The 26,839-nt window shown below is 53.6% G+C and carries 23 protein-coding genes and 1 tRNA gene; 2 read left to right on the top strand and 22 right to left on the bottom strand.

The features are described from left to right. Window positions 1–5: 5 nt before the first annotated feature. Genes ACZ5BI_RS04110 through thrS form a run of 5 tightly spaced genes read right to left on the bottom strand, consistent with a single transcriptional unit; the run spans window position 6 to window position 5,288 of the window. Complete coding sequence (locus tag ACZ5BI_RS04110; RefSeq protein ID WP_464896709.1) at window positions 6–1,136, bottom strand: glycosyltransferase family 4 protein; 1,131 nt, start codon at window positions 1,134–1,136, stop codon at window positions 6–8. Then, the gene (locus ACZ5BI_RS04105; RefSeq protein ID WP_464896708.1) at window positions 1,133–2,083 is read right to left on the bottom strand and encodes a phosphatidylinositol mannoside acyltransferase; all 951 of its coding nucleotides are present in this window, start codon (window positions 2,081–2,083) and stop codon (window positions 1,133–1,135) included. The genes ACZ5BI_RS04110 and ACZ5BI_RS04105 overlap by 4 nt, the downstream gene beginning before the upstream one ends. Continuing rightward, window positions 2,084–2,698 (bottom strand): phosphatidylinositol phosphate synthase, encoded by a 615-nt coding sequence (gene pgsA / locus ACZ5BI_RS04100; protein ID WP_464896707.1) that lies wholly within the window; start codon window positions 2,696–2,698, stop codon window positions 2,084–2,086. It abuts the gene before it with no gap. 13 nt (window positions 2,699–2,711) lie between these two features. Beyond that, window positions 2,712–3,275 carry an HIT family protein gene (locus ACZ5BI_RS04095; protein WP_464896706.1) on the bottom strand — a complete coding sequence of 188 codons (564 nt, stop codon included), beginning with the start codon at window positions 3,273–3,275 and terminating at the stop codon, window positions 2,712–2,714. A gap of 3 nt (window positions 3,276–3,278) precedes the next feature. Then, window positions 3,279–5,288 carry a threonine--tRNA ligase gene (gene thrS / locus ACZ5BI_RS04090; protein ID WP_464896705.1) on the bottom strand — a complete coding sequence of 670 codons (2,010 nt, stop codon included), beginning with the start codon at window positions 5,286–5,288 and terminating at the stop codon, window positions 3,279–3,281. A 51-nt stretch (window positions 5,289–5,339) separates the two neighbouring features. Here thrS and gluQRS point away from each other — a divergent pair, with 51 nt between their 5' ends. Next, window positions 5,340–6,302, top strand: coding sequence for a tRNA glutamyl-Q(34) synthetase GluQRS (gene gluQRS, locus ACZ5BI_RS04085; protein ID WP_464896704.1), 963 nt, complete (start codon window positions 5,340–5,342; stop codon window positions 6,300–6,302). A 12-nt stretch (window positions 6,303–6,314) separates the two neighbouring features. Here the strand turns inward: gluQRS and pflA are convergent, their stop codons facing one another. The 10 genes from pflA to ACZ5BI_RS04035 all read right to left on the bottom strand — a co-directional run bounded on the left by pflA (window position 6,315) and on the right by ACZ5BI_RS04035 (window position 19,526). Beyond that, the gene (pflA, locus tag ACZ5BI_RS04080) at window positions 6,315–7,226 is read right to left on the bottom strand and encodes a pyruvate formate-lyase-activating protein (RefSeq protein WP_316086683.1); all 912 of its coding nucleotides are present in this window, start codon (window positions 7,224–7,226) and stop codon (window positions 6,315–6,317) included. Between the two features lie 114 nt (window positions 7,227–7,340). Next, on the bottom strand, window positions 7,341–7,592 hold the full coding sequence (gene grcA2 / locus ACZ5BI_RS04075) for an autonomous glycyl radical cofactor GrcA2 (RefSeq protein WP_022865387.1): 252 nt from the start codon (window positions 7,590–7,592) through the stop codon (window positions 7,341–7,343). 111 nt (window positions 7,593–7,703) lie between these two features. Beyond that, entirely contained in the window at window positions 7,704–9,800 is a 2,097-nt protein-coding gene (gene pflB, locus ACZ5BI_RS04070) for a formate C-acetyltransferase (protein ID WP_464896703.1), read from the bottom strand. Between the two features lie 140 nt (window positions 9,801–9,940). Continuing rightward, the gene (gene tgt, locus ACZ5BI_RS04065; RefSeq protein ID WP_040765527.1) at window positions 9,941–11,194 is read right to left on the bottom strand and encodes a tRNA guanosine(34) transglycosylase Tgt; all 1,254 of its coding nucleotides are present in this window, start codon (window positions 11,192–11,194) and stop codon (window positions 9,941–9,943) included. After that, entirely contained in the window at window positions 11,166–11,834 is a 669-nt protein-coding gene (locus tag ACZ5BI_RS04060; protein WP_027723718.1) for a queuosine precursor transporter, read from the bottom strand. Before ACZ5BI_RS04060 ends, tgt begins: the two co-directional genes overlap by 29 nt. Window positions 11,835–11,994: 160 nt before the next feature. Next, window positions 11,995–12,657 carry a dephospho-CoA kinase gene (gene coaE / locus ACZ5BI_RS04055; protein ID WP_316087010.1) on the bottom strand — a complete coding sequence of 221 codons (663 nt, stop codon included), beginning with the start codon at window positions 12,655–12,657 and terminating at the stop codon, window positions 11,995–11,997. A gap of 111 nt (window positions 12,658–12,768) precedes the next feature. Continuing rightward, window positions 12,769–14,334: a hypothetical protein gene (locus tag ACZ5BI_RS04050; RefSeq protein ID WP_464896702.1), complete on the bottom strand. Its 1,566-nt coding sequence runs from the start codon at window positions 14,332–14,334 to the stop codon at window positions 12,769–12,771. 160 nt (window positions 14,335–14,494) lie between these two features. Further along, window positions 14,495–15,952, bottom strand: a complete 1,458-nt coding sequence (rpsA, locus tag ACZ5BI_RS04045; RefSeq protein ID WP_022865380.1) for a 30S ribosomal protein S1 — start codon at window positions 15,950–15,952, stop codon at window positions 14,495–14,497. A 224-nt stretch (window positions 15,953–16,176) separates the two neighbouring features. After that, entirely contained in the window at window positions 16,177–18,840 is a 2,664-nt protein-coding gene (gene polA, locus ACZ5BI_RS04040; RefSeq protein WP_464896701.1) for a DNA polymerase I, read from the bottom strand. Between the two features lie 77 nt (window positions 18,841–18,917). After that, window positions 18,918–19,526: an ANTAR domain-containing response regulator gene (locus ACZ5BI_RS04035; protein WP_022865378.1), complete on the bottom strand. Its 609-nt coding sequence runs from the start codon at window positions 19,524–19,526 to the stop codon at window positions 18,918–18,920. 49 nt (window positions 19,527–19,575) lie between these two features. Here ACZ5BI_RS04035 and ACZ5BI_RS04030 point away from each other — a divergent pair. After that, a tRNA-Leu gene (locus ACZ5BI_RS04030) sits at window positions 19,576–19,661 on the top strand. 230 nt (window positions 19,662–19,891) lie between these two features. Here the strand turns inward: ACZ5BI_RS04030 and der are convergent. The 7 genes from der to ACZ5BI_RS03995 form a co-directional block, all read right to left on the bottom strand. Beyond that, the gene (gene der, locus ACZ5BI_RS04025) at window positions 19,892–21,328 is read right to left on the bottom strand and encodes a ribosome biogenesis GTPase Der (protein WP_464896700.1); all 1,437 of its coding nucleotides are present in this window, start codon (window positions 21,326–21,328) and stop codon (window positions 19,892–19,894) included. A gap of 41 nt (window positions 21,329–21,369) precedes the next feature. Continuing rightward, complete coding sequence (gene cmk / locus ACZ5BI_RS04020; RefSeq protein WP_464896699.1) at window positions 21,370–22,080, bottom strand: (d)CMP kinase; 711 nt, start codon at window positions 22,078–22,080, stop codon at window positions 21,370–21,372. Window positions 22,081–22,201: 121 nt separating this feature from the next. Beyond that, a complete protein-coding gene (locus tag ACZ5BI_RS04015; RefSeq protein WP_464896698.1) occupies window positions 22,202–23,332 on the bottom strand; it encodes a prephenate dehydrogenase in 1,131 nt (376 codons plus the stop codon). A gap of 9 nt (window positions 23,333–23,341) precedes the next feature. After that, window positions 23,342–24,121, bottom strand: a complete 780-nt coding sequence (locus tag ACZ5BI_RS04010; RefSeq protein WP_464896777.1) for a pseudouridine synthase — start codon at window positions 24,119–24,121, stop codon at window positions 23,342–23,344. A 143-nt stretch (window positions 24,122–24,264) separates the two neighbouring features. Then, window positions 24,265–24,837 (bottom strand): SMC-Scp complex subunit ScpB, encoded by a 573-nt coding sequence (gene scpB, locus ACZ5BI_RS04005; protein ID WP_464896697.1) that lies wholly within the window; start codon window positions 24,835–24,837, stop codon window positions 24,265–24,267. Then, window positions 24,830–25,711 (bottom strand): segregation and condensation protein A, encoded by an 882-nt coding sequence (locus tag ACZ5BI_RS04000; RefSeq protein WP_464896696.1) that lies wholly within the window; start codon window positions 25,709–25,711, stop codon window positions 24,830–24,832. Before ACZ5BI_RS04000 ends, scpB begins: the two co-directional genes overlap by 8 nt. After that, window positions 25,698–26,534 (bottom strand): ParA family protein, encoded by an 837-nt coding sequence (locus ACZ5BI_RS03995; RefSeq protein WP_464896776.1) that lies wholly within the window; start codon window positions 26,532–26,534, stop codon window positions 25,698–25,700. The genes ACZ5BI_RS04000 and ACZ5BI_RS03995 overlap by 14 nt, the downstream gene beginning before the upstream one ends. Between the last annotated feature and the right edge of the window lie 305 nt (window positions 26,535–26,839).

Below are 26,839 nucleotides of genomic sequence, written 5' to 3'. Positions count from 1 at the left end.
ATTTACTAGCGGGCGCGCTCGCGGTCTTCATGCTTATCCTCCCGGCAGCGTTCATAGACCGCTAAAACTTGGTCAGTTACGATTGACCAGTCATAACGGCGCGCCCCTTGATGTCCACAACTTGCTAGCCGGGCGGCTGCTTGCCGATTTTCACACACTGCTAGCAACTTTTCAGCCAGCGAATTTGGGTCCTCGGAAGTAAAAATCTCACCAAGTCTGCCCTGCTGAAGTACCGCAGAAAAAGCGGGAATCGAGGAAGCAACAACCAGACAATTAGCTGCCATCGCTTCTACCAGTACAATCCCGAAGGATTCTCCCCCGGTTTGCGGAGCAATATAGGCGGTAGCGGATTTAAACAGGGACTTTTTTTCTTCCTCACTAAGCGCACCCAAAAATTCCACGCTTTTCCCAAAAGGCTCAAGGGCAGCGCGTGCTTTACTAGCCGTGCCTGGACCGGCAATTAAAAAGCGAGCAGCAGGGTATTTTTCTAGCACCTTCGGAATTGCATCTACCAGGATCGACAGCCCTTTTCGGGGTTCATCCAGGCGCCCTAAGAAACAAAATACTGGTGATTCTTCGCTTTGTTGCCACTTGGGGCTGGGACTTGCCCCAGCGAACGCCTGGAAATCTACCCCACTGGGAATCACCGTGGCATCCCCATCTTGATAGCGTTGCAAAGTACGCCTTGCTTCCTCCGACACCGCGATTTGCGCACTGAGCTTCTCTTTTACCGATTGCACCACCGGTTTACCCAGGGTATAGAGCAGTGATCTTTCCAGGGCAGCATGGAAGGTACCCACTACCGGGCAGCGCGCATGTTGCAGCGCAATTAGAGACACCGAGGGCGTGGCTGGTTCGTGCACATGCAAAATATCAAAATAGTTGCTGGTCACCCATTGACGCGTGCGAGCCGCCACCCGTGGCCCAAACGCCAGGCGGGCAATAGAACCGTTATAGGGAATCGCGAAAGTTTTTCCGGCGTTTACGAACCCGTCCTCGCTATAATCCGTTTCTACCGGGGCAAATACCGAAACTTCATGTCCGCGTTTGCGCAACTCCTGCGCCTGGTCGCGCACATGAAACTGTACTCCCCCCGGCACGTCATAAGCATAGGGACAAACGATTCCTATTTTCATAGCTGCGTCTCCTGCTTTGCGCGTTCGCGAGCTCGCGCTAAACGCTCCGGATCGAGATCAGGTACAAACAATTTTTGTAGCATGAACCAAGACTCGGGGGATTCCCTAATCATTTCCCCAACCCGGCTAGCCCAATCCTTAGTCATATTTTCTACTCTATCTGGCTTTATTGGCCCGGAAATGTTTATCACTATTCCCCAGCGGGAACCGGCTGCACCTCTGCGGGCGCGCCCTAACTTTTCCAAAGCGATATGTCCACAGTAAAGCGGGGCGTTAATCTTGGTGGCGAGAGCTGCTGGCCCCGCTGCGACCAGAGCTTTGGTTTTCCCGATAGTAACTTCGATGCCGCGACCGGTAATATCGCGGTCAGCGAGCAGCGGAATCAGGTAGTTTTTTTCGCCGGCAGCCGCCACTAGCCTCGGGAAAGGCTTTTCGCCCTTTTCCACCGCAATTATCCGCATATTAGCCTGCTGGCGTACTCGGGTAAAGGCCTGAAATAGTGCTTCCGGTTTTACTTTCTCTACCACCGTCAGTACCGGGATTACTTCTTTACTTGCAAAGTAACCTGCTAAATCCCAGTTTCCCGAATGGGTAAGCGCTAAGCAAACACTGCCGCGGGCGCAGTCTTCCAGTAATGCTTCCCGGTCCCCGCCGATCCGCACGCGCGCCAGCACCTGGGAGTTAGAAAAGCCCCCCAATAAAGCGGTTTCGGAAAAAAGCCGCATATAGCCTTTTAGCCCCTGGCGCACAGTTTCTTCGATTTTGTTGTCGGCGATCCCTAAGTGCACCAAGTTTTTCCGATATTGTTGAGCGCCCGAAGTATTTATCCGGTAGAGCACTTCCCCGATTAAATTCCCGATCCCCTGGGCGAGAGGCAACGGCACCTGCGACAGCAGTTTTAAGCCTGAACGCGCAAGTAGCTCACTAGAAAAAATACCAGTTTTCACTTACTTAAGGTGCTTTCTGACGTAAAAGATTCTTTGCCCCACGGTTATGAAACTAGCGATAGCTACCCAGGAAAGAGCAACCGGAAAACAGACCAAGGGAGCCCCCAGATCAGTGATACCTGCCCCTACAAGGGCGACTACCAGGCGATCCGTGCGCTCCCCGATCCCCACTTTGGCGACCACCCCGACAGATTCACCGCGAGCCCGCACATAGGGCACCGTTCCTGCACCCACCAGGGCGCAAATCCCGGCGATTATAGTGCCGGTGCGGATTCCTCCCGGAGCCATTCCGCTAATCGCCCAGTAAAGCAGGGAACCAAAAATAGCACCGTCAGCTAGGCGATCTAAAGAGGAATCAAGGAACGCCCCAAACTCACTGGTTTGCTTGGTGAGGCGCGCGAGCACCCCATCGAGGGAATCCGCAAAAGCGGTTATCCCAATCAAGATTCCCCCTAGGGCTAAATAACCACGTGCCAGCAGTCCTATTGCTAAGCCCATATTGATTACGGTACCGGCAACAGTCACCATATTGGGGGTTACCCCCGCTTTGGCTAAGAGCTTCGCGGGGAAAGTAAAAATAGCGCGGGCGAGACCTCTTCCATGGTTTCCAAGCATTAAAACCCCTTGTCTACTCCTGCCAGCCCTTGGCTATTTGCTCGCGTGCCTGTCCCAACAGCTGGGGCACTGCTTTAGTACGAGCAATCAGAGGGAAGAAATTAGCGTCCCCTGCCCAGCGAGGAACAATATGTTGATGCAGGTGTCCGGCGATTCCGGCTCCGGCAACTTCGCCTTGATTCATCCCCAGGTTAAATCCCGCCGGGTTCGCCACCTTTTTCAAGGTTCTAATCGCCCTCGCAGTTACTTCCCCAAATTCGGCGCGCTCATCCTGATCAAGCTCGATATATTCCGAGATATGCCGGTAGGGACAGATCAACATATGTCCCGAGTTATAGGGGAACAGGTTCATGAGGGCAAAAACCTTTTCGCCTCGGTACACGATGAGGGCGTCCTCGTCACTGCGAGCAGGGGCGGCGCAAAATGGGCAGTCTTCGCTCTTCTTAGTCTGCGGGCGTTCTTCACCCGAAATATATACCTGACGGTGGGGAGTCCACAGGCGTTGGAAAGCATCGGGAACACCCCCGAAAGCGCGCGAATCCTCAGATGGTAGCGAAGTCGAATCCGGTGACGTCATCTGCTATTTCCGTTCTGCGATCGCAGAAACGATCTTGGCAATAGCCTGCTGGATCGGCACCGCATTTTCCTGACTGCCATCCCGGTAACGGAAAGAAACCGCCCCGGCCTCGGCGTCCTCTCCCCCAGCAATCAAAGTAAAGGGGATTTTATCTTTAGAGGCGTTACGGATTTTCTTACCAAAACGGTCATCGGAGGTATCAACCTCTACCCGAACTCCCTGTTTGCGCAGCTGGTCAGCAACCTCGAATAGGTAGTCATTAAAGGCTTCGGCTACCGGTACGCAGCGTACCTGTACCGGAGAGAGCCAAGCCGGGAAAGCGCCTGCATAGTGTTCTAGCAGTACCCCGAAGAAACGTTCGATGGAGCCAAACAGGGCGCGGTGAATCATAACGGGACGCTGGCGAGAACCATCGGCAGCCGTGTAAGTAAGGTCGAAACGTTCCGGCAGGTTAAAGTCCAATTGGATAGTTGACATTTGCCAGGTACGCCCGATCGCGTCTTTGGCCTGTACCGAGATTTTTGGCCCGTAGAAGGCAGCTCCACCCGGATCGGGTACCAGTTTCAGGCCGGAAGCAGTCGCTACCTCTTCCAAGGTGCGGGTAGCTTCTTCCCAAGTATCATCGTCGCCTACAAACTTAGCGGGATTCTTGGTGGACAGTTCTAGATAGAAATCCTCTAGCCCGAAATCTTTCAGCAAATCAAGAACGAAAGTCAGCAGACTGGCCAGCTCGTCACGCATCTGCTCGCGAGTGCAGTAAATGTGGGAATCGTCTTGCGTGAATCCGCGCGCGCGGGTTAATCCATGCACTACCCCGGATTTTTCGTAGCGGTACACGGTACCGAACTCGAAAAGACGCAGCGGTAACTCGCGGTAAGAACGCCCCTTAGAAGCAAAGATCAGGTTATGCATGGGGCAGTTCATGGGTTTCAGGTAGTAGTCTTGCCCCTGTTTGGTGATGTTCCCTGCCTGGTCGCGTTCTTCATCCAGGTGCATCGGCGGATACATACCATCGGCGTACCAATCTAGGTGACCAGAGGTTTTGAACAGGTCAGCCTTGGTGATGTGGGGACTATATACAAAGGAATATCCGGATTCGATATGCCGCTTGCGGGAATATTCTTCCATTTCATTGCGGATAATCGCGCCTTTGGGGTGGAATACCGGCAGGCCGGAACCAATCTCGTCCGGGAAGGAGAATAGGTCAAGTTCACGTCCCAGTTTGCGGTGGTCGCGCCGCTCGGCTTCCTCTAGACGAGTTTTATAGGCGACGAGATCCTCTTTGCTAGCCCAGGCAGTACCGTAAATGCGCTGCAGGTGATCATTGGCTTGATCGCCTTTCCAATAGGCGGCGGAGGATTTCATCAGCGCGAAGCCGTTACCGATATAGCGGGTATTAGGCACATGCGGGCCGCGGCACAGATCTTTCCAGGCGCACTGGCCGGAACGCTCCACATTGTCATAAATGGTTAGGGTTCCAGCTCCTACTTCTACGCTGGCTCCTTCCGCTTGGTCAGGCCCGTGACCTTTGGATTCAATCAGTTCCAATTTGTAGGGCTGATCTGCGAGTTCCTGGCGGGCCTCCTCATCGCTTACTTCCCGCCGCACAAAACGCTGCCCGCTTTTCACGATTTTCTTCATCCGTTTTTCCAGATCTTTTAACAGCTCGGGAGTTACCGGATCGATATTGCCGAAATCGTAGTAAAAACCGTCAGTGATGTAAGGGCCTACTCCCAGGTTGGCATCGGGATAAACCTGTTGCACCGCTTGGGCGAGGACGTGGGTAGCGGAGTGGCGAATAATTTCTAGTCCCGCTTCGCTATCAGCGGTAATTGGTTCTACCTGGGCACCCTCGGGCAAGGTACGTGCTAAATCCCAGGGCTGCCCATCTACGTTCATGGCCACGATGCTGCGGTCTTTGCCCCACAAATCCAGGCCGGTGCTAGTGGCAGCTACCTCTTTAGTTTCTCCTGCAATCTGGACGTTGATTAGCCCTGCTGCCTGTGCTGCCACGTTTGATCCTCCTAGTTACGGATTAAGTTATTACCTGGCTATTCTACCTACGTGCTCATTGCGATTAAAATGAAGCCGTTTCTACTTACCCTACTAGCGGAGGGCAGTTTCACGCTCGTTGGTCGATATGCGCCCAGTCCCACTGGCGCTTTGCATTTGGGGAATCTGCGCACCGCCCTCATCGGGTGGGCGCTCGCTCGGCAAAGCGGCGGCCGTTTCGTGCTGCGTTTTGAGGATTTAGATGCCCGCTCCCGTGAGCCTTTCCGCGACCTGCAACTGGCAGATTTAGCGGCTCTCGGGATTGATTGGGACGGAGATCCTTTGGTGCAGTCCAACTGCCGCAGCCGTTATGAGCAGGCGTTTGCGCGGTTAGAAGCAGCAGGGCTGGTTTATGAATGTTACTGTTCGCGTCGGGAGTTATCACAAATTGCTTCGGCCCCGCATACTCCGCCGGGAGCCTATCCGGGTTATTGCCGGAGTCTCTCCCCGACCGAGCGCGCGCGGAAGCGGGAAGAATTGGCAGCGAAAGGACGCGGCCCTGCTTTTCGCCTGCGCACTAACCAGCAATCTTTGCCCTTCATAGATGCGGTTTACGGGCCGCAGACTGGCTTGGTTGATGACTTTGTGCTCCGCCGCTCTGATGGGGTGTTTTCCTATAACTATGTTTGTGTAGTCGATGATGCCTATCAAGGGGTAACTCAGGTGTGCCGCGGCCGGGACTTACTTTCTTCGGTTGCCCGGCAAAACTACCTGCATCAGTTATTAGGCTCTACCCCGCCCTCATGGGTGCATGTTCCTTTGGTGCTTAATCAGAAGGGTGAGCGCTTAGCTAAACGTGATGGGGCAGTTACTTTGACCGAACTCGGTCAACGCGGGGTAAAAAGCGCTGAGATTCTGGGGTTGCTTTCTAGTTCTCTTGGGTTTGCTCCAGTGAAAACCGCTAGACAGTTCTGCCAGCAGTTTGAGCTGTCGAAAATGCGCCGGGAAGATTGGCGTTTTCTTCCCCCTCGCTAGGGAAACCGCGGTTTAGGACGAAAACACCTGCTGGATACCTTGCTCGCGCATGATATTTTTTGCTGCCTCTACCTGATCTTTAGTGGGCACCGGGGTATCTGCTAGCTGATAGTTCAACCCTAGGTTTTCCCATTTGTCCCGAGCCATCTGATGGAAGGGTAGGATCTCGAGTCGTTCCAGGTTTGGCCAACGCCGGGCTATCTGTGCTACTTTTGCAATATTTTCTGGGTCATCGGTAAGGCCAGGAACCAACACGAAACGCACCCACACTGGGACTTTGGCTTCCGCTAGGCGATCGCCAAAAGTAATTGTAGGGGCAAGGGGGCGTCCAGTCACTTGCTGGTAGGTGGCTTCGTCTCCGCTTTTAATATCGAGGAGCACTAGATCCAGATTCTTTAGATCAGCATCGGCCAGATTGGCACCTAAGAATCCCGAAGTGTCGAGGCAAGTATGGATACCTTCCTGGTGACAGTGTCGCAGCAGGTTCCGCACAAAATTCACCTGCATTAAGGCTTCGCCCCCAGAAATAGTCAGTCCCCCTCCGGTGACCTTAAAAATAGCGCGATAACGTTTTACCAGCTTAAACACATCGTTAAGGGTGACTGCATGCCCAGAACGCATCTGGAAAGTATCCGGGTTGTGGCAGTACTGGCAGCGCAGCGGGCAGCCAGATAAAAACAGGGTAAGCCGAGTACCGGGGCCGTCTACGGCAGTCACCAGTTCCCAGGAGTGCACTGAAACTAGCTTGCCTTCGCGGACGACCTGGTTGTGCTGGGAGTGGCTCATCTCGGGGGCTTCTCTTAGCGCTCCTAAACCGGAACCGCGCGTACGAGGAACTTGCTCTTCTAACGGCTCGGGAGCATATTCTCCGGTAATCCCATCAGCACTGACGTTGATATTTTCGACACCGCCAGTTTTCTCCATTAATCCCGCCTCGCCCTATCTATTCCTATCTTTAGCTTACCTGGTTCTATCTACAGGCAAGGCGGGCATCTCCTTACAGAAGGAGGACACCCGCCCTGCGCAGAAAATTAAATTTTAAAGCTTGTTGTGGAAGGTACGAGAAATAACGTCTAGCTGTTGTTCGCGAGTTAGCTTCACAAAGTTAACTGCATAGCCGGAAACTCGCACCGTTAGCTGGGGGTATTTTTCCGGGTTTTTCATTGCATCTTCTAAAGTGTCGCGATTTAGCACGTTGATATTGGCGTGGTAGAGACCTTGCACTCCCCCGCGGGCTTCACGATTGGCTTTCATAGAAGCGAGCCGCTCATCAAAAGTTTTTACACTCATGGTTTCTCCTATTTCGTTTGTTTCTTGATTATTTCTAGTTCTTTTTCTGCCCTAACCAGCTGCGTGTACGCCTAATAAAAGCGCCGGTAGCCTGTTCGGGCAGAGAGTTTTTCAGCAGGAAGAGTCTTGGGGAATGAAACCGGCGTCCATAATCCCCACCAGGTTCTGGATTTGTTCCTCTTTGGTTCGCCCCAGCGAGGAGGGCACGATGGTGTTGGTCAAAGAAATACCATCCAATGCGTCATGGTAATCCAGTTTGCCTACCGAGAGCATCGAGGCCAGCATCCCATGCGAATCCATTCCGTTTTCCGGGTTGGCGCCGGGAGCAAAGGGGGTTCCAGCCTCATGTCCGGAGGGGAAAGCCCCAGTGGCTTTACCGTAAACCACATTGGAGGTGATAGTGAGTACCGACTGGGTTGGAATGGCATCCCGATAGAGCTTAATCTCTTTGATCTTTGCCATTACCGTGTGCACGATGGTGGCCGCGATGTCATCGACGCGGTCATCGTCGTTTCCGTAGCAGGGGAAGTCCCCTTCGGTGTGGTAGTCCACCACCAAGCCCGTTTCGTCACGTACTGGGGTGACCTTGGCGTATTTGATAGCCGATAGGGAATCAGCCACAATCGACAGTCCCGCGATTCCGCAGCCCATGGTGCGCACAATATCGCTGTCATGCAGAGCCATCTCTAGGCATTCGTAAGCGTAACGGTCATGGCAGTAGTGAATAATGTTGAGCGCCTCCACATAGGTGCCCACCACCCAGTCCAGCATTTTCTCGTAACGTTCCCACACATCATTGAAGTCCAGGGGACCGTCGCCAACGATACCTTCATATCCGGGCACTACTTGTTTGCCGGTTACTTCGTCGCGGCCACCGTTAATCGCGTAAAGCAGGGTTTTAGCTGCGTTTACCCTGGCGCCGAAGAACTGCATTTGTTTGCCGACCCTCATGGGGGAAACGCAGCAGGCAATAGCAGCGTCATCGCCCCACTGCCGACGAATCTGATCATCGGCTTCATATTGGACAGAGGAAGTTTCGATGGAAATCTTGGCGCAGAACTCTTTATAGCCTTCCGGCAAACGCGGGGACCAAAAAATAGTGATATTGGGTTCGGGTGCCGGCCCCAGATTTATTAGCGTCTGCAAAAGCCGGAAGGAGGTTTTGGTAACGAGGGTACGTCCGTCCTCCCCGAAACCCGCATCTGACCAGGTAGCCCAGTAGGGGTCGCCGGAAAAGATTTGGTCATAGGCTTCGGTGCGTAGGAATCGCACGATCCGCAGTTTAACTACCAGGGCGTCAATGATTTCTTGGGCGCCCTGTTCATCTAGGGTGCCTTCCGCAAAATCACGCTCAAAATAGCAGTCGAAGAAAGCCGAGAGACGACCAATAGACATGGCGGCTCCGTCTTGGCTTTTTACCGCGGCCAAGTAGCCGAAATAAGTCCATTGCACGGCCTCTTTAGCGTTCTTCGCCGGCCCAGAAATATCGAAGCCATAGCTGGCAGCCATGGCTTTTAGCTTCTTCAGCGCCTTGATCTGCTCGGAGTGTTCTTCCCGGTAGCGCGCCCAATGTTCACTAAAGGGCTTGTCGGCGACTTTGTCTTTATCTTCCTGTTTCCAAGCGATTAGCTGGTCTACCCCATATAGGGCGACGCGTCGATAGTCACCGATAATCCGGCCGCGTCCATAGGCGTCGGGCAAACCGGTGATGATGTGGGAAGATCGAGCCGCCCGAATTCGGGGAGTATAAATATCAAATACCGCGTCATTATGGGTTTTGCGGTAACGAGTGAAGATTTCTTTTACTTGCGGATTAATTTCTTTTCCGGCTTCTTTAATGGCGGTTTCGACCATGCGCCATCCGCCGTTGGGCATCATCGCTCGCTTTAAGGGGGTATCAGTTTGCAGACCAACGATTACGTCATCTTCTTCGCTGATGTATCCGGGTCCGAAAGCATCAATATCGGCCGGAGTATCAGTGTCGACATCGAAGACTCGTTTTTGACGTTCTATTGAAAGATAGTTTTCCTCTAGCGCTTGCCAGAGTTTCTGGGTTTTGGAGGTCGGTCCGCTTAAGAAAGCTGCGTCGCCCTGGTAGGGGGTATAGTTCTTTTGAATGAAATCGCGTACATCGATTTCTTTATTCCATTTCCCCTGGACAAAAGTGCGCCACGCATTATCCGTTGAATTCTCTACGGTAGTAGACATCAATTATTCAGCTCCTCCGGCAGGATCGCTGCCAGTAAGGGTACTTATTTGTTACAGATATATTTTCTCAAATTAAAGTCGCTCCTACACCCTCAAACAGACAAGTGCAATCTAAGTCATAGATTAGACTCAGGTTGCTATTATCCCCAGTGGGAACGCAGCGGCTGCCTCCCATAAAAGTCGCCGAGGACGCGCTGTTTATATTCCGGATAGTCGTCCTCAATAATGGATTGTCTAATCCCGCGTACCAGCTGTACCGTGAAGTATTCGTTGTGAATAGACGCCAGAGTAAAGCCCAACATTTCTTTCGCTTTGAACAGGTGATGCAGGTAGGCAATCGAGTAGTTTTGGCAGGTGTAACAGTTACATCCCGCCACTGGAGCCGCAAAATCGCGTTTAAATTCAGAGCGAGTCAAGTTAAAGCGCCCATAGCGTCCATAGAGTCCGCCATTACGCCCTATCCGAGAGGGATTTACACAGTCAAAAGTGTCTGCCCCGGCTTCTACCCCGGCAAAAATATCGTCGGGTTCGCTCAGTCCCAGCAGGTGGCGAGGTTTATCTTCCGGAAGTTCTTCGCAAACCCAATCCACGATGGTGGCCAGATTTTCTTTCTCAAAAGCGCCGCCGATGCCAAACCCGTCAAAGCTGCGCCCTGTCACTTCCATTGCCGACAAGTCACGGGCAGCTTTGCGGCGCAAATCTTCATATTGGGCCCCTTGGATAACCCCATACAGCATTTGGTAGGGCTTATCGGCGCGCTCGAGGGTGAGGCGGTCATGTTCGACCAGGCAGCGCTCCGCCCAGCGGCGGGTACGCTCTAGGGATTCCACCTGGTATTCGCGAGAGTTCAGCAAAGTGGTGAGCTCATCGAAGGCCATCATAATATCGGCACCCAGCTGGTGCTGGATCTGCATGGACACTTCGGGAGTAAACCGATGCCGGGAACCATCTAGATGGGAACGGAAAGTCACGCCCTCGTCATCTACATGCGCGTGGCGCTCTTTCCTTTCTGCCACCGTGTGATCGGCGCGCCCTGAGCCGGTAAACTCTCCCGAAAGTACTTTCTTGTAGCCTGACCCTAGGGAGAGCACCTGGAATCCGCCCGAGTCGGTAAAAGTCGGGCCGTTCCAGTTCATAAAGCGAGCGAGCCCTCCTGCCTGGTCAATAACTTCCGGGCCGGGCTGCAGGTAGAGGTGATAAGCATTCGATAGAATCGCCGCTGCGCCCAGCTGTTTCATAGTTTCGGGCAGCACCGTTTTCACCGTGGCCTTGGTACCCACCGGGATAAAGGCAGGGGTAGGAATATCACCGTGCGGGGTATGAATAATACCGGCTCGTCCCCGCCTGCCGGGTAGCTCGGCTACTTTAGTGAAGGTCAAGTCCGTACCCCTCATGCTTCTTTACCCGGGAAATAACCAGATAAGTAAAGGGTAGGCACAGAATCTCTACTGCACATTTATACAGGTAGCCGCCCAGGAAAATGTAGATCAGCAACTGGGAGAAACTCATGATTCCCCCGAAAGCGATAGTACAAAAAACAATGGAATCTACTAGTTCGCCCGCCAAGGTAGAGGTCACTAGCCGCACCCACATATTGTTCTCGCCCCACCGCTCTTTGATTTTCACCAGCACATAAGCATTAAGCCAGTTACCCAACACGTATCCGGCCATGGAAGCAATTACGATCCGGGGTACAAATCCCAGCACGCTTTGGAATGCTTCGTTATTTTGGTAGGAGGCTTCGGGGGGTAGCATCCCCACCACCCAGAAGGTCAGCGAGGCCATTACGGAAATCACGAAGCCCATCAGGATAGCGCGTTTTGCGGCACGCAGTCCCCAGACTTCGCTGATTACGTCCCCGAGGACGTAGGTGAGCGGGAAAGTAATGGCTCCCCCATCGAATACAATCGGCCCTATCTGGATGGCTTTGGTGGCACAGATATTAGCGATTAGCAGGAACGCCACAAAGAAAATAACGCAAATATCAAACAGGCCGCGCGGGCTGCGCGCGAAAGTTGCGGCACCGCGGACCAGCGAAGGGGTTTTTTGGTCGATGGCTGGGGACTTTGAGGGAACAGTTTTTTCAGATTTTTCTAAAGTTGTCACCTGTATAATCTAGCAGCCTCCCCGGGGTGCTCGTCCAGTTGCCCACACCGATGCCGGACGAGGAAAAGTCGATTGATTCCTTACGTAATCAGTTTTCTCCATCGGCCAGGCGGCGTAGCTCGGGCCATAACTCTGAGGCAATCGTGCGCCGCAGATCTTCGCGGGTAGTGTCATTTACCAGTTCAAAGTTAGCAATCGCGCGGCGCTGTTCTTCACTGGCTTGGGCGGCGATCCGGGCGTCGACTTGTTCCGGTTCTAAACCGGAACGCTCTTGCAGGCGCTGGTAGCGCTGCTTAAGGGGCGCAGTCACTGCCACAATCACGTCAAAAGCCCGCGCGTTCGGATTCTCGGCTAGCAACGGAATATCGTAAATGCCGATATCTCCTGGAGTGAGGGAGGCAAAGAAACGATCGGAAAGGAACGTGATATAGGGATGAGTTATGGATTCTAGGAGCAGGCGGGCATCGGGATTATTAAATACGATCGCGGCGAGGGCGCTGCGATCAACACCACTTTCCCACTCGGGATGATCAAAAGCGCGGGCAATATCGGGCGCTAAATCCACCAGCGCCTCCCCTGCCAGTTCATCGGCGCTGCAAGTCTTAGCCCCTAAAGCTCTTAAAGTGTGTACCGCCGTGGATTTACCGGATCCGATACCTCCAGTTACCGCTACCGAAAGAGCGTTCGTAGGCGAGGCCGCCGTCCAACGCGCTCCCCGATCCGGGTTACGGTAAATCAATAGTTCACTCACCCTGCCAGCCTACCGAGCAGGCCGGCTTCCTCCCAAGTGGAAACAATCTGTCCGCAAGCGGGCAATGCCTATTGAAAGACATTAGCGCCTAGTTCGAGGCGGTAAGCTGTGTTATTTTGACCAGCCGAGTACGTAGTTTTCTTTGGATTCATCAAGCGCATACCACAGGACATTTCCTTGAGGATCTTTCCATACCGGGAACCAGTAAGTGACGTTCTTAAACTTTTTCGGAGAAATCGCCAGGGAGGAATCAGCTCCGCGGAAGGGCAACAAGTCCGGGACATTGTTAATCTCTTCGTCTTCCTCCAGGATTTCAATGCAGGCCTCAGGGGGTACTACCGCGGTATAGCTTCCATCGAGTACTCTTACCAAGTTATCTTTAACCACCCGATATTCCCCTTCCTCACTACGGGAAACCTGGGTTAACTGCTCCATGTCTTTGCCTTCAACGACAACATCATTCCAGCTAGCCTGGCTGTAAAGATACTTAACTTTTAATCCCAAGCCTTCAGGTGTAGACAGATCTGCTGCAAATGGGATTTCAGAGTCGTATCCCATACCGCAGTAGGGTCCAATAGTTGGAGAAATAAGAGGGGAATCCATCATTTTTGGTTTCTGGCTTTGGGGATCCCAAATCCAGACCAGTATCTGGTGAACTCGTCCCTGAAAAGTACGTTCTCCCTCATCTCTTTCCGGTATCTCTCCACCGAAAGTTTGATGATAAAGAACCTGAGCGAAATCCAGGTAGCCATCACCATTGATATCGGCATAGACCTTATCGTTTTGTCTGATACCTAGGGCTAGTCCTATGTCTCGCTCCGGTACCTCCCTCCACCTGCCGCCGCTCAGGGGAAGATCGTTATATTTGGCACTACCTATGGTGATGTTACTTAGGGTTATATTTTGGAAATCTACCTTCTTAATCGCATCCCAGCCGGCGGGTTTTTCACTGCCCGGATCTGGAGCTCCGGGAACATCAAATCTTTGGTAACTAACCTTGCCCTGCTTATCGCTTATCCGAGTTGCCCAAATGGATTGACTATTGGCGGCTAGCGCCGTCCCATCTTTGAGCGCAGTTTTCCAGATAGTCTTCCCTTTTAGCAGATAACTAACCATTTTAGCGCCTTTAGCGGCCGGCTCAGCGCAGACCATAACCTGAGTGTCTTGGTAGATTACCTCCCCCGCGCACTCACCAAGTTTCGGCCCAGCAGCCGAGGCCGGGTTCTCCTTCTCTCCCAGGGCACCTTTGCAAACTATCTGTCCCCCGAATGCCTCATAGGGTTGTGCGAGACCGTTATCACAGGCGGGCAAACTAAATGGTTCCCCTCTCGCTTTCCCATCCCCAGATAGCGGCTGAGCACTAGCCCCTTCGCTAGTAATAAAAACTAGCCAGATATCCAGGCTGTCTTTAACCATTACAGCCGGACTGGATTCAGTAGCTATATAGGGCGTGAAAGAGTCACTGTTGATCTGCTTATGTACTTCAATCACCGTGGAAACAGTGGGGGCTTTGTCCTTGGTTCCTGCCGCCCCCAGTTTGCCGCTGCTATCGGAAAGAACAAACACGTAGACAGTCAACGCCAAATCTACCAGTACCAAGGTAACTAGCACCGCCAGGAGACGCAGCACCAAACTACCTTTATTACGAGCGCTAGTGGAAGCTGGGGAAGCTAACATCGTTAGCCCCCGGAAAACGCCAGATAGAAAAATCAAAGGACTTATCCACGTTTCAAGGCTCTGCCTTTAAAAATAAAACAGGGTGGGCAGAAGCATTTCTGCTTCTGCCCACCCTGAAAGCTAAGCGCCACAGTTCTTCAGGAGAACTGCGATTAACTGCTTATTCGCCAGTTAGCTTCTCGCGGAGAGCAGCTAGGGCTTCATCGGAAGCCAAAGTACCGGCCGAGTCTTCACTCTCGGTGGAGTAGCTAGCGTTCTCTGCGGGATCCGGACGGGTAGCGGCGGCTTCCGTATCGGCTTCCAGCGCCTTAGCCACCTGCTCCTTGTGAGCCTTCCAACGGGCTTCCGCCTGGGCGTATTCTTCTTCCCAAGCTTCCCGCTGTGCCTCGTAACCTTCCATCCACTCGTTAGTTTCCGGATCGAAGCCTTCGGGGTACTTGTAGTTGCCCTCTTCATCGTATTCGGCGGTCATGCCGTACAGCGAAGGATCAAACTCGGTGGTATTGGGGTCAACGCCCTCGTTCGCCTGCTTGAGCGACAGCGAAATCCGGCGACGATCCAGATCAATATCGATAACCTTAACGAATACTTCTTCGCCAACTTTAACGACCTGTTCCGGTACCTCTACGTGACGCTGCGCCAGTTCAGAGATATGTACCAAGCCTTCGATCCCGTCCTCGACCCGTACAAAGGCACCGAAGGGAACCAGCTTGGTTACCTTGCCCGGCACCACTTGGCCGATAGCGTGGGTACGTGCGAAGGTCTGCCACGGATCTTCCTGGGTGGCTTTCAAGGACAGCGAAACCCGTTCGCGATCCATATCCACGTCCAGTACCTCGACGGAGACTTCCTGACCAACTTCCACCACTTCGGAGGGGTGATCGATATGCTTCCAGGACAGCTCGGATACGTGCACCAGGCCGTCTACTCCGCCCAGGTCCACGAACGCACCGAAGTTGACGATCGAAGAAACCACGCCGGAACGAATCTGGCCTTTTTGCAAGGTATCCAGGAACTGGGTACGTACCTCCGCCTGGGTTTGCTCCAACCAGGCACGGCGGGAAAGCACCACGTTGTTGCGGTTCTCATCCAGTTCAATAATCTTGGCTTCGAGCTCGCGACCAATGTAGGGAGCGAGGTCACGTACCCGGCGCATTTCTACCAGCGAAGCCGGCAAGAAGCCGCGCAGACCGATATCCAAAATCAGGCCGCCCTTGACCACCTCGATCACGGTACCGGTGACTACACCATCGGCTTCCTTGACCTTCTGGACGTCGCCCCAGGCACGCTCGTATTGGGCACGCTTCTTCGAAAGCAGTAAGCGCCCCTCCTTATCTTCCTTCTGCAATACCAGGGCTTCGATTTCGTCGCCCACCTGGACAACGTCTTCGGGACTCACATCATGTTTGATGGATAGTTCGCGGGAGAGGATAACGCCCTCGGTTTTATAACCAATATCGAGGAGGACTTCATCGCGGTCGACCCGCACGACAGTACCGGTAACGATGTCGCCATCGCCAAAGTACTTAATAGTTTTATCGATTGCAGCAAGTAGTTCTTCTTGTGAACCGATATCGTTTACGGCAACTTGATCCAGCTGCTCAGTAGAGGTGGTCATAGAGATAATTTCTCCAAAACGGACTTAATAGACAATATGGACATTTTGGTTCCTCATAAGAGAAACCTTGTTGAGCCTATCAGCAAAAACCCTTTCGGCTCCAGCTGAAAGACCCCTAGCGGAGGGTATTTTGACAAAATGTAGGCGATCACACAGTGTTATCGACCCTGAGGGCGAGTCAGAAGGTTCCGGAGCTGCTCTACGCTACCGCAATACGCAGCTGCCTAATGGGCGGCGCTCCGCCAGTTTTCTCCCACTCCGATGCCGACCACTAGGGGCACTGCCAGCTCCGCAGCATGACACATTGCTTCCTCTACTAAGGCGCGCAGCTGCGTTTCCTCCCCCGGAGCCACCTCCAGGATTAATTCATCGTGAATCTGCAGTAGCACCCGCGAAGCCAGCTTTTGTTCCTTCAGTTCCTGATCTACCCGGATCATCGCTTGCTTCATCAAATCCGCAGCCGTGCCCTGAATGGGGGCATTAAGAGCTGCGCGCTCCGCCATGCGCCGCAAAGTGTGATTGGAGCTTCTAAGGTCGGGCAGCTGCCGACGCCGCCCCTGCAGGGTTTCGGTATAGCCCCGTTCGCGTGCCTCCTCCACGATCTGCTGCAAATAGCTGCGAACTTTGCCGAAACGCTGAAAATAACTTTCCATTAGCTTTTCGGCTTCCTTTTGACCAATCCGCAGCTGATTCGCCAGCCCATAAGCCGATAGGCCATAGGCCAGACCATAGGAAGTGGCTTTTACCTGCGAGCGCATCTGGTCATCGACCTGTTCGGCGGGAATCCCGAAAATCATGGCCGCCATAGTGCGGTGTAAATCTTCGCCAGTCCTAATAGCGGCAATCAGATCTTGATCCCCGGACATATGCGCCATTACCCGCATCTCGATCTGGGAATAGTCCACGCTCATCAAGTTTTCGAATCCTGCCCCGCGTACAAAGGCTTCCCGAATACGTTGCCCAGTCTCCGAGCGTACCGGAATATTCTGCAAGTTCGGGTCGGCAGATGAGAGCCGACCGGTAGCAGTCACAGTTTGCTTAAAAGTGGTGTGAATCCGGCCATCAGCTTGCACTGCCTTTTGCAATCCCTCCACGGTCTGCAAAAGTTTGATTGAGTCCCGGTGCGCCAACAGATACTGCAAGAACGGATGCTGGGTTTTACTAAACAGCCACTCCAGGGCATCCGCATTCGTGGTGTATCCGGTACGAGTTTTCTTCGTTTTCGGCATCCCCAACTGGTCGAATAACACTTCTTGTAGCTGTTTGGGGCTAGAAAGATTCAGCTCTGGTCTATTTACTTCCCTTCTGGCCGCCTGCATAGCGTCCTCGGTTTGCCGCCTTAAATCATTTTCTAAATCCCCTAGCACCTGGTCCGAGAGGGCAATTCCGGTATCTTCCATCCGGGCAAGAATCTCGGCGATCGGTCGCTCCATTTCTAGCCATAAATGCTCAGTGCGTCCGGTAGCTAACCGCGCTTTTTCCCCGCTGGCAATCTCGGGTAGAGCCGCCGCAATCTGTGCGGTCTTAGTATTAGCAGTACCCGAAAAATCCAGGGCGGTCTGTCCGCCGGCCTCTTCTTCCGCAACCACCAAAGGATGCCCCAGAATTTTCCCGCTCAATACCTCAATATCGTAGGAGCGGGCAGAAGGGTCTAGCAGATAACCACCAATTTCACTGTCCCAACTAGGCAAACCAAGCTTGATCCCCGCGCCCTTGAGCGCATGCCAGGCGCTCTTCCAGTTATGGAAAATGCTCTCCTTAGGGTCTTGCAACCACTGGCGCAGCGCGGCTACAGTTGCTACGTCATCTTCGATCAAGCTGATACGGGCAGCTTCGTTTTGGCTGGCCAAAGTAACCTGGGTGGCCTCTCCGCTGCCAGGAGTGGTAACTCCCTCGACTATTACCCCTACCGACCCCTTAAGGTTAGCTATCCAGTTAGCTATCTTTTCTGGAGCTATATGTTTAACTTCGGGGCGTTTTTCCGCGGGCTTAGCTGCGAGGGCGAAGGCGGGAATACTGGCTAAAGCCTGGCGGGTACCCTGTCCAATCTCCAGTTTGTCTAGTAGTTTTTCTAGCTTCGCGGCATCGGCTTTCCCAAAGGTGAGTTCGGTAACCTCTACCCCTAAATCCAGATCGGTCAGCAACGCATTCAATTTCCGGTTACGTTTAACATCCTCCAGGTGAGCGCGTAGATCTTCCCCCCGTTTACCGCCAATATCGGCGGCATGGGCGATCACTCCCGCTAGGCCGTCATATTTATTTATCCAGGAGGCAGCGGTTTTCTCCCCCACCCCGGGAACCCCTGGGAGATTATCGGCTTTTTCTCCCACCAAGGCGGCAATCTCGGGATACCGGTGCGGCGGAACCCCATATTTTTCTTCAATAGCCCCGGGTGTCATCCGTTTCAGGTCAGTGATCGAGCGGGAAGGATAAAGCACGGTAACCTGCTCGTTTGATAACTGGAAAGTGTCACGATCCCCGCTAGCAACCAACACCTGGATCCCGGCGGCACTTCCCCGGCTAGCAAGAGTAGCCAAAATATCGTCGGCCTCAATATTTTCTTGTTCTAAAGTAGTGATTCCCAGATGAGCTAGCGCCTCTTTAATCAGATCAACTTGTCCGGAAAATTCGGGCGGAGTAGGTTTGCGGCCGGCCTTGTATTCGGGGTATTCATCGGTGCGGAAAGAATGGCGAGAAACATCAAAAGCCACCGCTAAATAGTCGGGTTGCTCCTCTTGCAGCATCTTGACCAGCATCCGCAAGAACCCGAATACCGCGTTAGTGTATTGTCCCTCTTGGGTACGAAAATTTGCGGGGTCTAGGGCGTAGAACGCGCGAAAAGCTGCGGAATGCCCGTCGATTACTAGCAGAGTTTTCTTGTCGGCCATGTTTTCCTCCTGCTAACCATCCTAGAGGAAAGGCCTTACTGTCACAGCAACCTCCTATAGTTGCTGCTAACCTGGCTTTAGCCGATCTGTTCCACCACCGCTTCGGCAACTTCCCGCATAGTCAGGCGCCGATTCATGGAAGTGGTTTGGATCCAACGGAAAGCATCCGGTTCGCTCATTTCCATGTTTTCCATCAGCAGCCCTTTAGCCCGATCTACCACTTTGCGAGTCTCGAAACGATCCTGCAAGTCAGCTACTTCGCCTTCCAGAGATTGAATCTCGGCATGCCGGGAAAGTGCGATTTCTACTGCCGGCAAGAGTTCGGCAGGGGTAAAAGGTTTAACTACATAGGCCATGGCGCCAGCGTCTCGCGCTCGCTCCACCAACTCTTTTTGTGAAAATGCGGTAAGCATCACTACTGCGCAAGAGATCTCCTTCATAATCTTTTCCGCAGCCGTAATTCCGTCCATTTTGGGCATCTTTACGTCCATTACACACAGGTCAGGATGGTTTTCTATCGCTGCCTGATAGGCCGCTTCCCCATCTCCGGCCTCGGCTACTACTTCGTAGCCGGCATCCGTGAGAGTTTCCACAATATCCAGGCGGATCAAGGTTTCATCCTCGGCTACCAGCACTTTACGGGAAGCAGTCTGATTTTTCTTGGTGTTAGATTTCGAAGTTGCCACGTGTCTATATTAGACTGAAACCCGTCACGCTTTACAGCGTTACAAAAAAGCCTCGATGGCGGAATTGGTAGACGCAGCGGATTCAAAATCCGCCGTCCTTCACCGGACATGTGGGTTCGAGTCCCACTCGAGGTACTGATCAGCGCATAACCCCAGTATATTGGCGTTTTAATCGCCTGTTTTAATCTCTTTTCCTTCCGGGTAAGCTGCGGGAATTTTAGCCTCACGCGCCGAAGCCTCTAGATAAAACCCTCCTTATGAAACTCCTCACTAAGGCAGATTCCTCCCGGATAACAACTATTTTTCTTCGGAACTATGTTCACGAAGGCGCACTTGCCTATTGGTTTCCCCTGCTGCCCTGCTTGCTAACGCTTGCGGCGTTCGCGTACCCGTACCGAAATTTGGATGGGACTGCCGATAAAACCGTACTCTTCGCGCAGGCGATGTTCAATAAAACGGCGATAGGACGGATCTAGGAACCCGGTGGTAAAGAGCACAAACCGGGGAGGAGCTGCCGAAACCTGGGTAGCGAACATTATCCGCGGCTGTTTTCCTCCCCTAACCGGATGCGGATGTTCAGCAACCAGGCGCCCCAGGAAAGTGTTAAGTTCGCTGGTGGTAATCCGGGTATTCCAACCTGCAAGCGCCTGCGCTAAAGCCCCCTGGATACGGTTAGTATGCCAGGCAGTCTTCGCCGAAAGATTAATTCGGGGAGCCCATTCCACGTGGGACAGCTGCAAATCCCATTCGCGTTCTAAATCGTGGCGACGTTCCTCATCCAGCAAATCCCATTTATTGTTCACCAGAACCATAGCTCTGCCCGCAGAAATAACTTCTTCAATGATCCTAATATCCGCGCTAGCCAGGGGCTGGGAGGCATCTAGCAACACCATCGCTACATCGGCCTCCTCAATCGCTGCCTGGGTGCGCAAGGAAGCATAAAAGTCAGCCCCTCGACTCTTCAGCATCCGACGGCGAATCCCGGCGGTATCCACAAATGTCCAGGGAACCCCAGCGATCTCGATTACTTCATCTACCGGATCACGGGTAGTGCCTGCAAGTTCGTTGACGACTACTCGCTGGGAACCGGCGAGGGAGTTAAGCAGCGAAGATTTACCCACATTAGGGCGACCAATCAGCGCCACGCGCCCCGGGCTGCCCTCCGGCAGCGCCCGCGAATACTGGGATTCTTCCGGCAGCATTCCAATCGCTTTATCCAACAGATCACCGCTGCCCCGCCCATGGAGGGCAGAAAGCGGGAAGGGTTCTCCAAACCCCAATGACCACAGGGCAGCCGCATCGGCCTCTATCCGCTCGGAATCAACCTTATTGGCTACTAAAATCACCGGTTTATTGCAGCGCTGCAAAATCCGAGCAATCTGCATATCGGTTTCGGTAGCACCCACCCCGGCATCGGTCACAAATAGCACCGCATCGGCAAGTTGGATAGAGGCTTCGGCTTGCGTCGCCACCATCTGATCCAAACCTTTGACGCCCAGCTCCCAACCGCCAGTATCTAACAATTGGAAATCTTTGCCGGCCCACTGCGCCTGGTAACGTACCCGGTCACGGGTTACTCCCGGTTGGTCTTGTACTACCGCTGCGCGTCGCCCCAAAATTCGGTTAACCAGGGTGGATTTACCGACATTTGGGCGCCCGATAACCGCTAGTACCGGTAGTGCGCGGGTATCCGGCGTTCGCGGGGCGACAGCTTCGCCCTCGAGTAGCTCCAGGTCGTCTTCTTGTAGCTCAATTTCATTGAGCAGATTAGCAGATTCCGCAAGTTTTAGGTCTTCGCTCACGCCTTTCAGTTTAGGCGAGTGCAGGGGGCTTTGGCGAAACCTCAGCCTTGACGAGCCCGGAAAGCCCGCCCAACGATTTCCACTACTGCTTCCATAGTTTCTTGCTCATCCAGGTCAGAGGAATCCAGCAGCTCAACTCCGGGAGCAGGAGTAGTGAAGTTATTTACCTGGGAGTCGGATAGGTCACGAGCGGCTACCGCATCGCTGCCTGCGCCTGACTGCCTGGCGCGGCGTTGCTCGCGCACCTCGGGGGAGGCGGTGAGCAAAATTTTAACGTCCGCATTTGGGGCAACCACGGTAGTAATATCGCGCCCTTCGGCTACGATCCCGCGCCCAGATGCTTGGGCAGCCTGAATAATTTGCCGCTGGCGGGCAATCATTTGTTCACGCACCCCGGGCACCGCGCTAACTTGGCTGACCGCGCTGTTTACTTCCTGAGAGTGCAGGAAACGAGTCACATCGCGACCCTCGATTAATACCCGCGGGGCATGGGCAACCGCTTCTACCTGCATCGGAATTGAAGAGGCCAGCATAGCCAGCGCCGAGGGATCATTTAAATCTGTTCCTTGCTGCAGGGCGTACCAGGTCAGGGCGCGATACATGGCGCCAGTGTTTAAAAAGTTAGTGCCCAGCTCCGCAGCCGATAGGCGCGCGATGGTCGATTTTCCTGCCCCGCTGGGGCCATCAATAGCGATTACCAAGCCGGCTCCAAGAATCTGCTGGCTAACGTATTGCGAACCGTCACCTGACATAGCGTTATAACCCTTCCGAAAGCATCAATACTGGAACGCGCGAATGCGTCCCTCCCCTTAGATACTATGCTATTTATCGCCATTTAGGATAGCTTCCTAGCGAAGAACTGCGGGGAATAAACTAAGAAGCTACGATTTCCCAGCCCTTTATCTCCAGCTTTTCGGCTAGCAAGGCCGCGGAGTTAGGCTCAATGGCCAAACGGGCGATCCCGAAGGCAGCCCCTGGGGAATGTTCTAGCTCTAAATCCTCAATATTGATACCGGTATCGCCTACCGCTTGGAAAAGCTGTCCTAAAGCTCCAGGCTCATCGGGAACCTTTACCATTACTTCCTGGTAACGCCGGGGTGCGCCTCCGTGTTTGCCGGGGATGCGTGCCACCCCCAAGTTACCTTGCCGCATAGCTAAAGTTACTGCTCCCACCAAGCTGGGGGAAGGAATCACAGCTCCGGGATGTTCGAGGGCGTGCAAAACTTGCTGCATATCATCACTAAATCCCCGTAGCACTTTCGCTACATGTTCGGCGTTACCCGCAATGATTGCTGCCCAGAGCGCCGGATCGGAAGAAGCAATCCGGGTAGTGTCGCGCAGTCCTTGCCCTGCTAGTCCTAAAGATTGTGGCATCGCTTTCGCCAGTTGCGCGGCCAACAGCGAAGATACCAATTGCGGAACATGTGAAACCAGAGCCACAGATTGGTCGTGAGTCTCCGCATCTAATTGCAGCGGCAGGGAACCTACATCTAAAGCGAGACTACGCATTGCTAAAACTGCTCCCGGGGAGGTTTTCTCATTGGGAACTATTACCCACGGGCGAGATTCAAACAGGTCTTCGCGGGCAAACGCCGTGCCGGAACGTTCCCTGCCCGCCATCGGGTGCGAGCCTACATAGCGGGTTAGATCTGCCCCCGCCTGCGAAACTTCCTCTAAAATCACGCTTTTAACCGAGGCCACATCGGTAACGAGGGCATTCGGAAACTCTTTTAACGCGGCGACCACCTGATCAGCAGCGACATCTGGCGGGGTGGCTACCACTACTAGCGCAGGTTCAGGGGAGTTTTCTTCCCAGGTATTACCGGCACCCATATCGCAGGCCAGGGCGCTAACTACCGGATAAATATCCCGTAAAAAAACCGGGAGTCCCAGTTTGCTCAGTCGCATCCCCAAGGACGCACCTAGCAGGCCGGCTCCGATAATCAATACTGGACCGGTGGTACCCACTTGGTTTCCAGAAAGTGGCGAGTGCGTATTTGCCATAGTTCCACCCTAAAGACCGACGCTCTGCATTAGTACACTCAGCTCAGGCTTTGAGAGGCGGCGGGTGGCTCCCAGGGGCAACGTCCCCAGTTTCACGGTGCCGTGCGCGATCCGGGATAATTCCATCACCGGGGCACCTACCTCTTCTAACATTCGGCGCACAATCCGGTTTCTACCCAGATGTAACTCTATTTCCACTAAGGTAAGCCCGCCATGAGTACCTTTTATTGATACCCGGTCAGCTTGCGCAAACCCGTCCTCCAACATGATTCCGGAGCGCAGTTCTTGGGCAGTTTTACCGGTAAATTTGCCTTTAACGGTGGCTAGATAGGTTTTTGGTACCTCCCAGGAGGGGTGGGTAAGCCGGTTCGCGAGTTCCCCATCATTAGTAAGCAGTAACAGCCCGGAAGTATCCACGTCTAGCCTGCCCACATGGAACAGTCTTTCCCGGTAGTCGGTCAAAAACTGGGTAAGGTCGTGGGGGTCTCCGCGCAAAGACGATTCCACCCCGGTGGGCTTATTCAGCGCGATAGTGACCCGGGAATCATCTATCATCACTAGCTGCCCATCTACATGCAGCATCACCTGATTGGGATCAACTTTAGTGCCTAACTCGCGCACTACTTTCCCGTTGACTTTCACCCGCCCAGAAACGATCAGTTTTTCACAGGCACGCCGGGATGCTACCCCGGCGGCCGCCAAGACCTTTTGTAGTCGCTCTTCTTTGCCGCTTTCGGTAGCTGCTTGCGGTTTTGCCACCACCTGCGGGTTTTTACGCCGCGGCGGCATCGGCGCTAAGGGAATCTTATCTGCTGGTCGCCCCTGCCGGTCGGTACCCTCATCGCTTTCCTGATAGGAACTAAGATCAGTCAACTTGGCTTCTCCTATTGGATTCTATTTCTTAACTGCCTTCATCCTATCGCGGAGGCAAATTATTGTTTGAGCCGGGCTTCTAGCTCGTCTAGCTCTTCATTGGCCGGCAAATGCGGCGCCAGCGGCGGGAGCTCCTCCAGGCTGGCCAGTCCCATCCGTTCTAAGAAACTGGTGGTGGTGCCGTACAGAATCGCCCCGGACTCGGTTCGCTCAACTTCTTCAATCAGATCATGCGCCAACAGGGTGCGCACTACCCCATCTACGCTCACTCCCCTAATACCGGCGATTACCGAGCGGGAAACCGGTTGCCGATAAGCGATCACGGCCAAGGTTTCTAAAGCCGGATTTGATAGATGGGAAGTTCCCCCTTGGGTGAGGAAGTTGGCAACGATTTCTTCTTGTTCGGGGGCAGAATAGATCCGCCACCCCCCGGCCACGTTGCGTAACACGAATCCGTGAGGACGAGAAGCCTCGCCCGCATATTCGGCCCGTAGTCGCTCTAAAGCCGCCTTTACCTGCTGGGGGCTGCTTTGTAGACGCGGCGCAAGTTCCTCGGGGCTGAGTGGCTCGCTGGCTACAATCAATATTGCCTCCAAAGCGGCCAGTAGCTGTTCATCGGCGGAGTTAGTCATCGGTGGCTCCATATTCATCGAAAATAAAGTTATTGAAGTCGGGAATATCCTGGGTTTCTAGGGTCACATATAGTTCTTCCAACGCACTTTCCTGGGTAAATTCCACGCAGCGATGCCGGTAAAGCTCCAGTAAAGCTAAGAAACGGGTGACCCTCTCGGTGGCATTCTTGGCAGACCGACTTAGCTCGCTAAAGCTAGCTTTGCCACTTCTTTTTAACTCGGCCACCACGATTTGGGCTTGCTCTGCCAGGGAGGCTTGCGGCAGGTGCAGATGGGACAGGGATACTTGAGGAGGACGGCGGGTAAAGGCATCGGCGGCGGCGCGGGCTAAATCTGCGGGGGTGAAATCCACTCGCAACGGCGGCAAGAGGCGAGCGAACTTGGCGGGCAGGGGAACTTCCCGCGGATAGTAGGCCTGCCCTTCCCCAATGCGCCCTCGTAAATATTCTGCTACCTCTTTATAGGCACGGTATTGCAAGAGCCGAGAAAACAGCAGGTCACGCGCCTCTAAATATTCGGGATCCAGTTCCTCATTTTCTTCTCCGGGTAGCAATTGACTGGCCTTGATATTCAACAAAGTTGCCGCAATTTCTAGGAACTGGGAGGCTTGCGATAAATCCGGAAACGCCTGCATATAGGCGATAAAATCATCGGTTACCTCAGCTAATGCCACTTCGGTAATATCCAGCTTGTTTTTGATTATCAGGGTGAGGAGCAGATCTAGCGGCCCGGAGAATACCTCTAGTTCCAGTTCAAAAGGAGGCGCTTTTTCGGGATCCGTCTTTTCCGCTAGCCGGGAGGGGAAAAGCGCTTCCTCCTCCCTGTTTACCTCTTGGTGGTTACTGGGAGCTACCGGAGAGTTAGGCGGTGTCACCACGAGCAATAACCTCGCGCGCCAATTGCCGGTAGGCCTCGGCTCCCGGATGGGAGGGCGCAAAAGTAGTGATCGGTTCGGTCGCCACCGAAGCGTCTGGGAACTTTACAGTCCGGCGAATCACGGTCTGGTAGACCCGATCCCCGAAAGCTTCTTGTAGACGCTCCATTACTTCTCGCGAATGCAAAGTGCGGGTATCGACCATAGTCGCTAAGATCCCGTCAATTTTGAGTTTCGGATTGAGGCGATCACGGACTTTTTCAATGGTTTCTACCAGCAGGGCTACCCCGCGTAGAGCAAAAAACTCGGTTTCCATCGGGATCATTACCCCGTGAGCCGCAGTCAGGGCGTTAACGGTGAGCAATCCCAGGGAGGGTTGACAGTCAATCAAGATCACGTCATATTTGTCGCTCACCGGATGGAGGGCGCGGGAGAGCGCCATTTCTCGGGCGACCTCGTTAACCATTTGAATCTCGGCAGCCGAAAGATCGATATTCGCGGGCACCAGATCCATGCCTGCAATCGCGGTGGGATGAATAACCTGCTCCACGTTAACGTTGCGATCAAGGAGCACATTGTAGATAGTGGCGTCCAAGTCGTTGCCGTTTACCCCCAAACCGGCAGTGGCGGCACCTTGGGGATCGAAATCTACGATCAGGACTTTGCGCCCATACTCTGCCAAAGAAGCAGCCAAGTTTATGGTGGTAGTAGTCTTACCCACTCCCCCTTTTTGATTACACATAGCAATAATTCGCGCGGGCCCATGAGACTTTAGGGGCGCAGGCGCGGGAAACTCCGCATCCTTCGGGGTTGGCGGGGGCATCAAACCAGGTTGAATCTCACTCACTCTTCTAACGATATGACAACCAGAGAAAAAATGTTACCAAGCGGCATTCTCGTACCCCTTTATCCCCCGCTCGGTCGCTATAGTTTACAAGCTTCTAGCTATATAGCCTGCGGAGGTGTGGGGGGGGTGATTGGTGGCGCGGGGAAGATATTTTTCCTCCTGCCCAAAGTCTGTAAAATACTGACGTATTTTCCAGACTTTATGCCCACCGCACCTACTCGGATAAAACATCTTCCCCGCGTCTCAGGTCGCCTAACCTACTCGGATAAATTCTGAGCCCC

This window comes from Varibaculum sp. GTC20041 (assembly GCF_055387755.1).
This window is presented reverse-complemented; position numbering and strand designations above follow the sequence as displayed.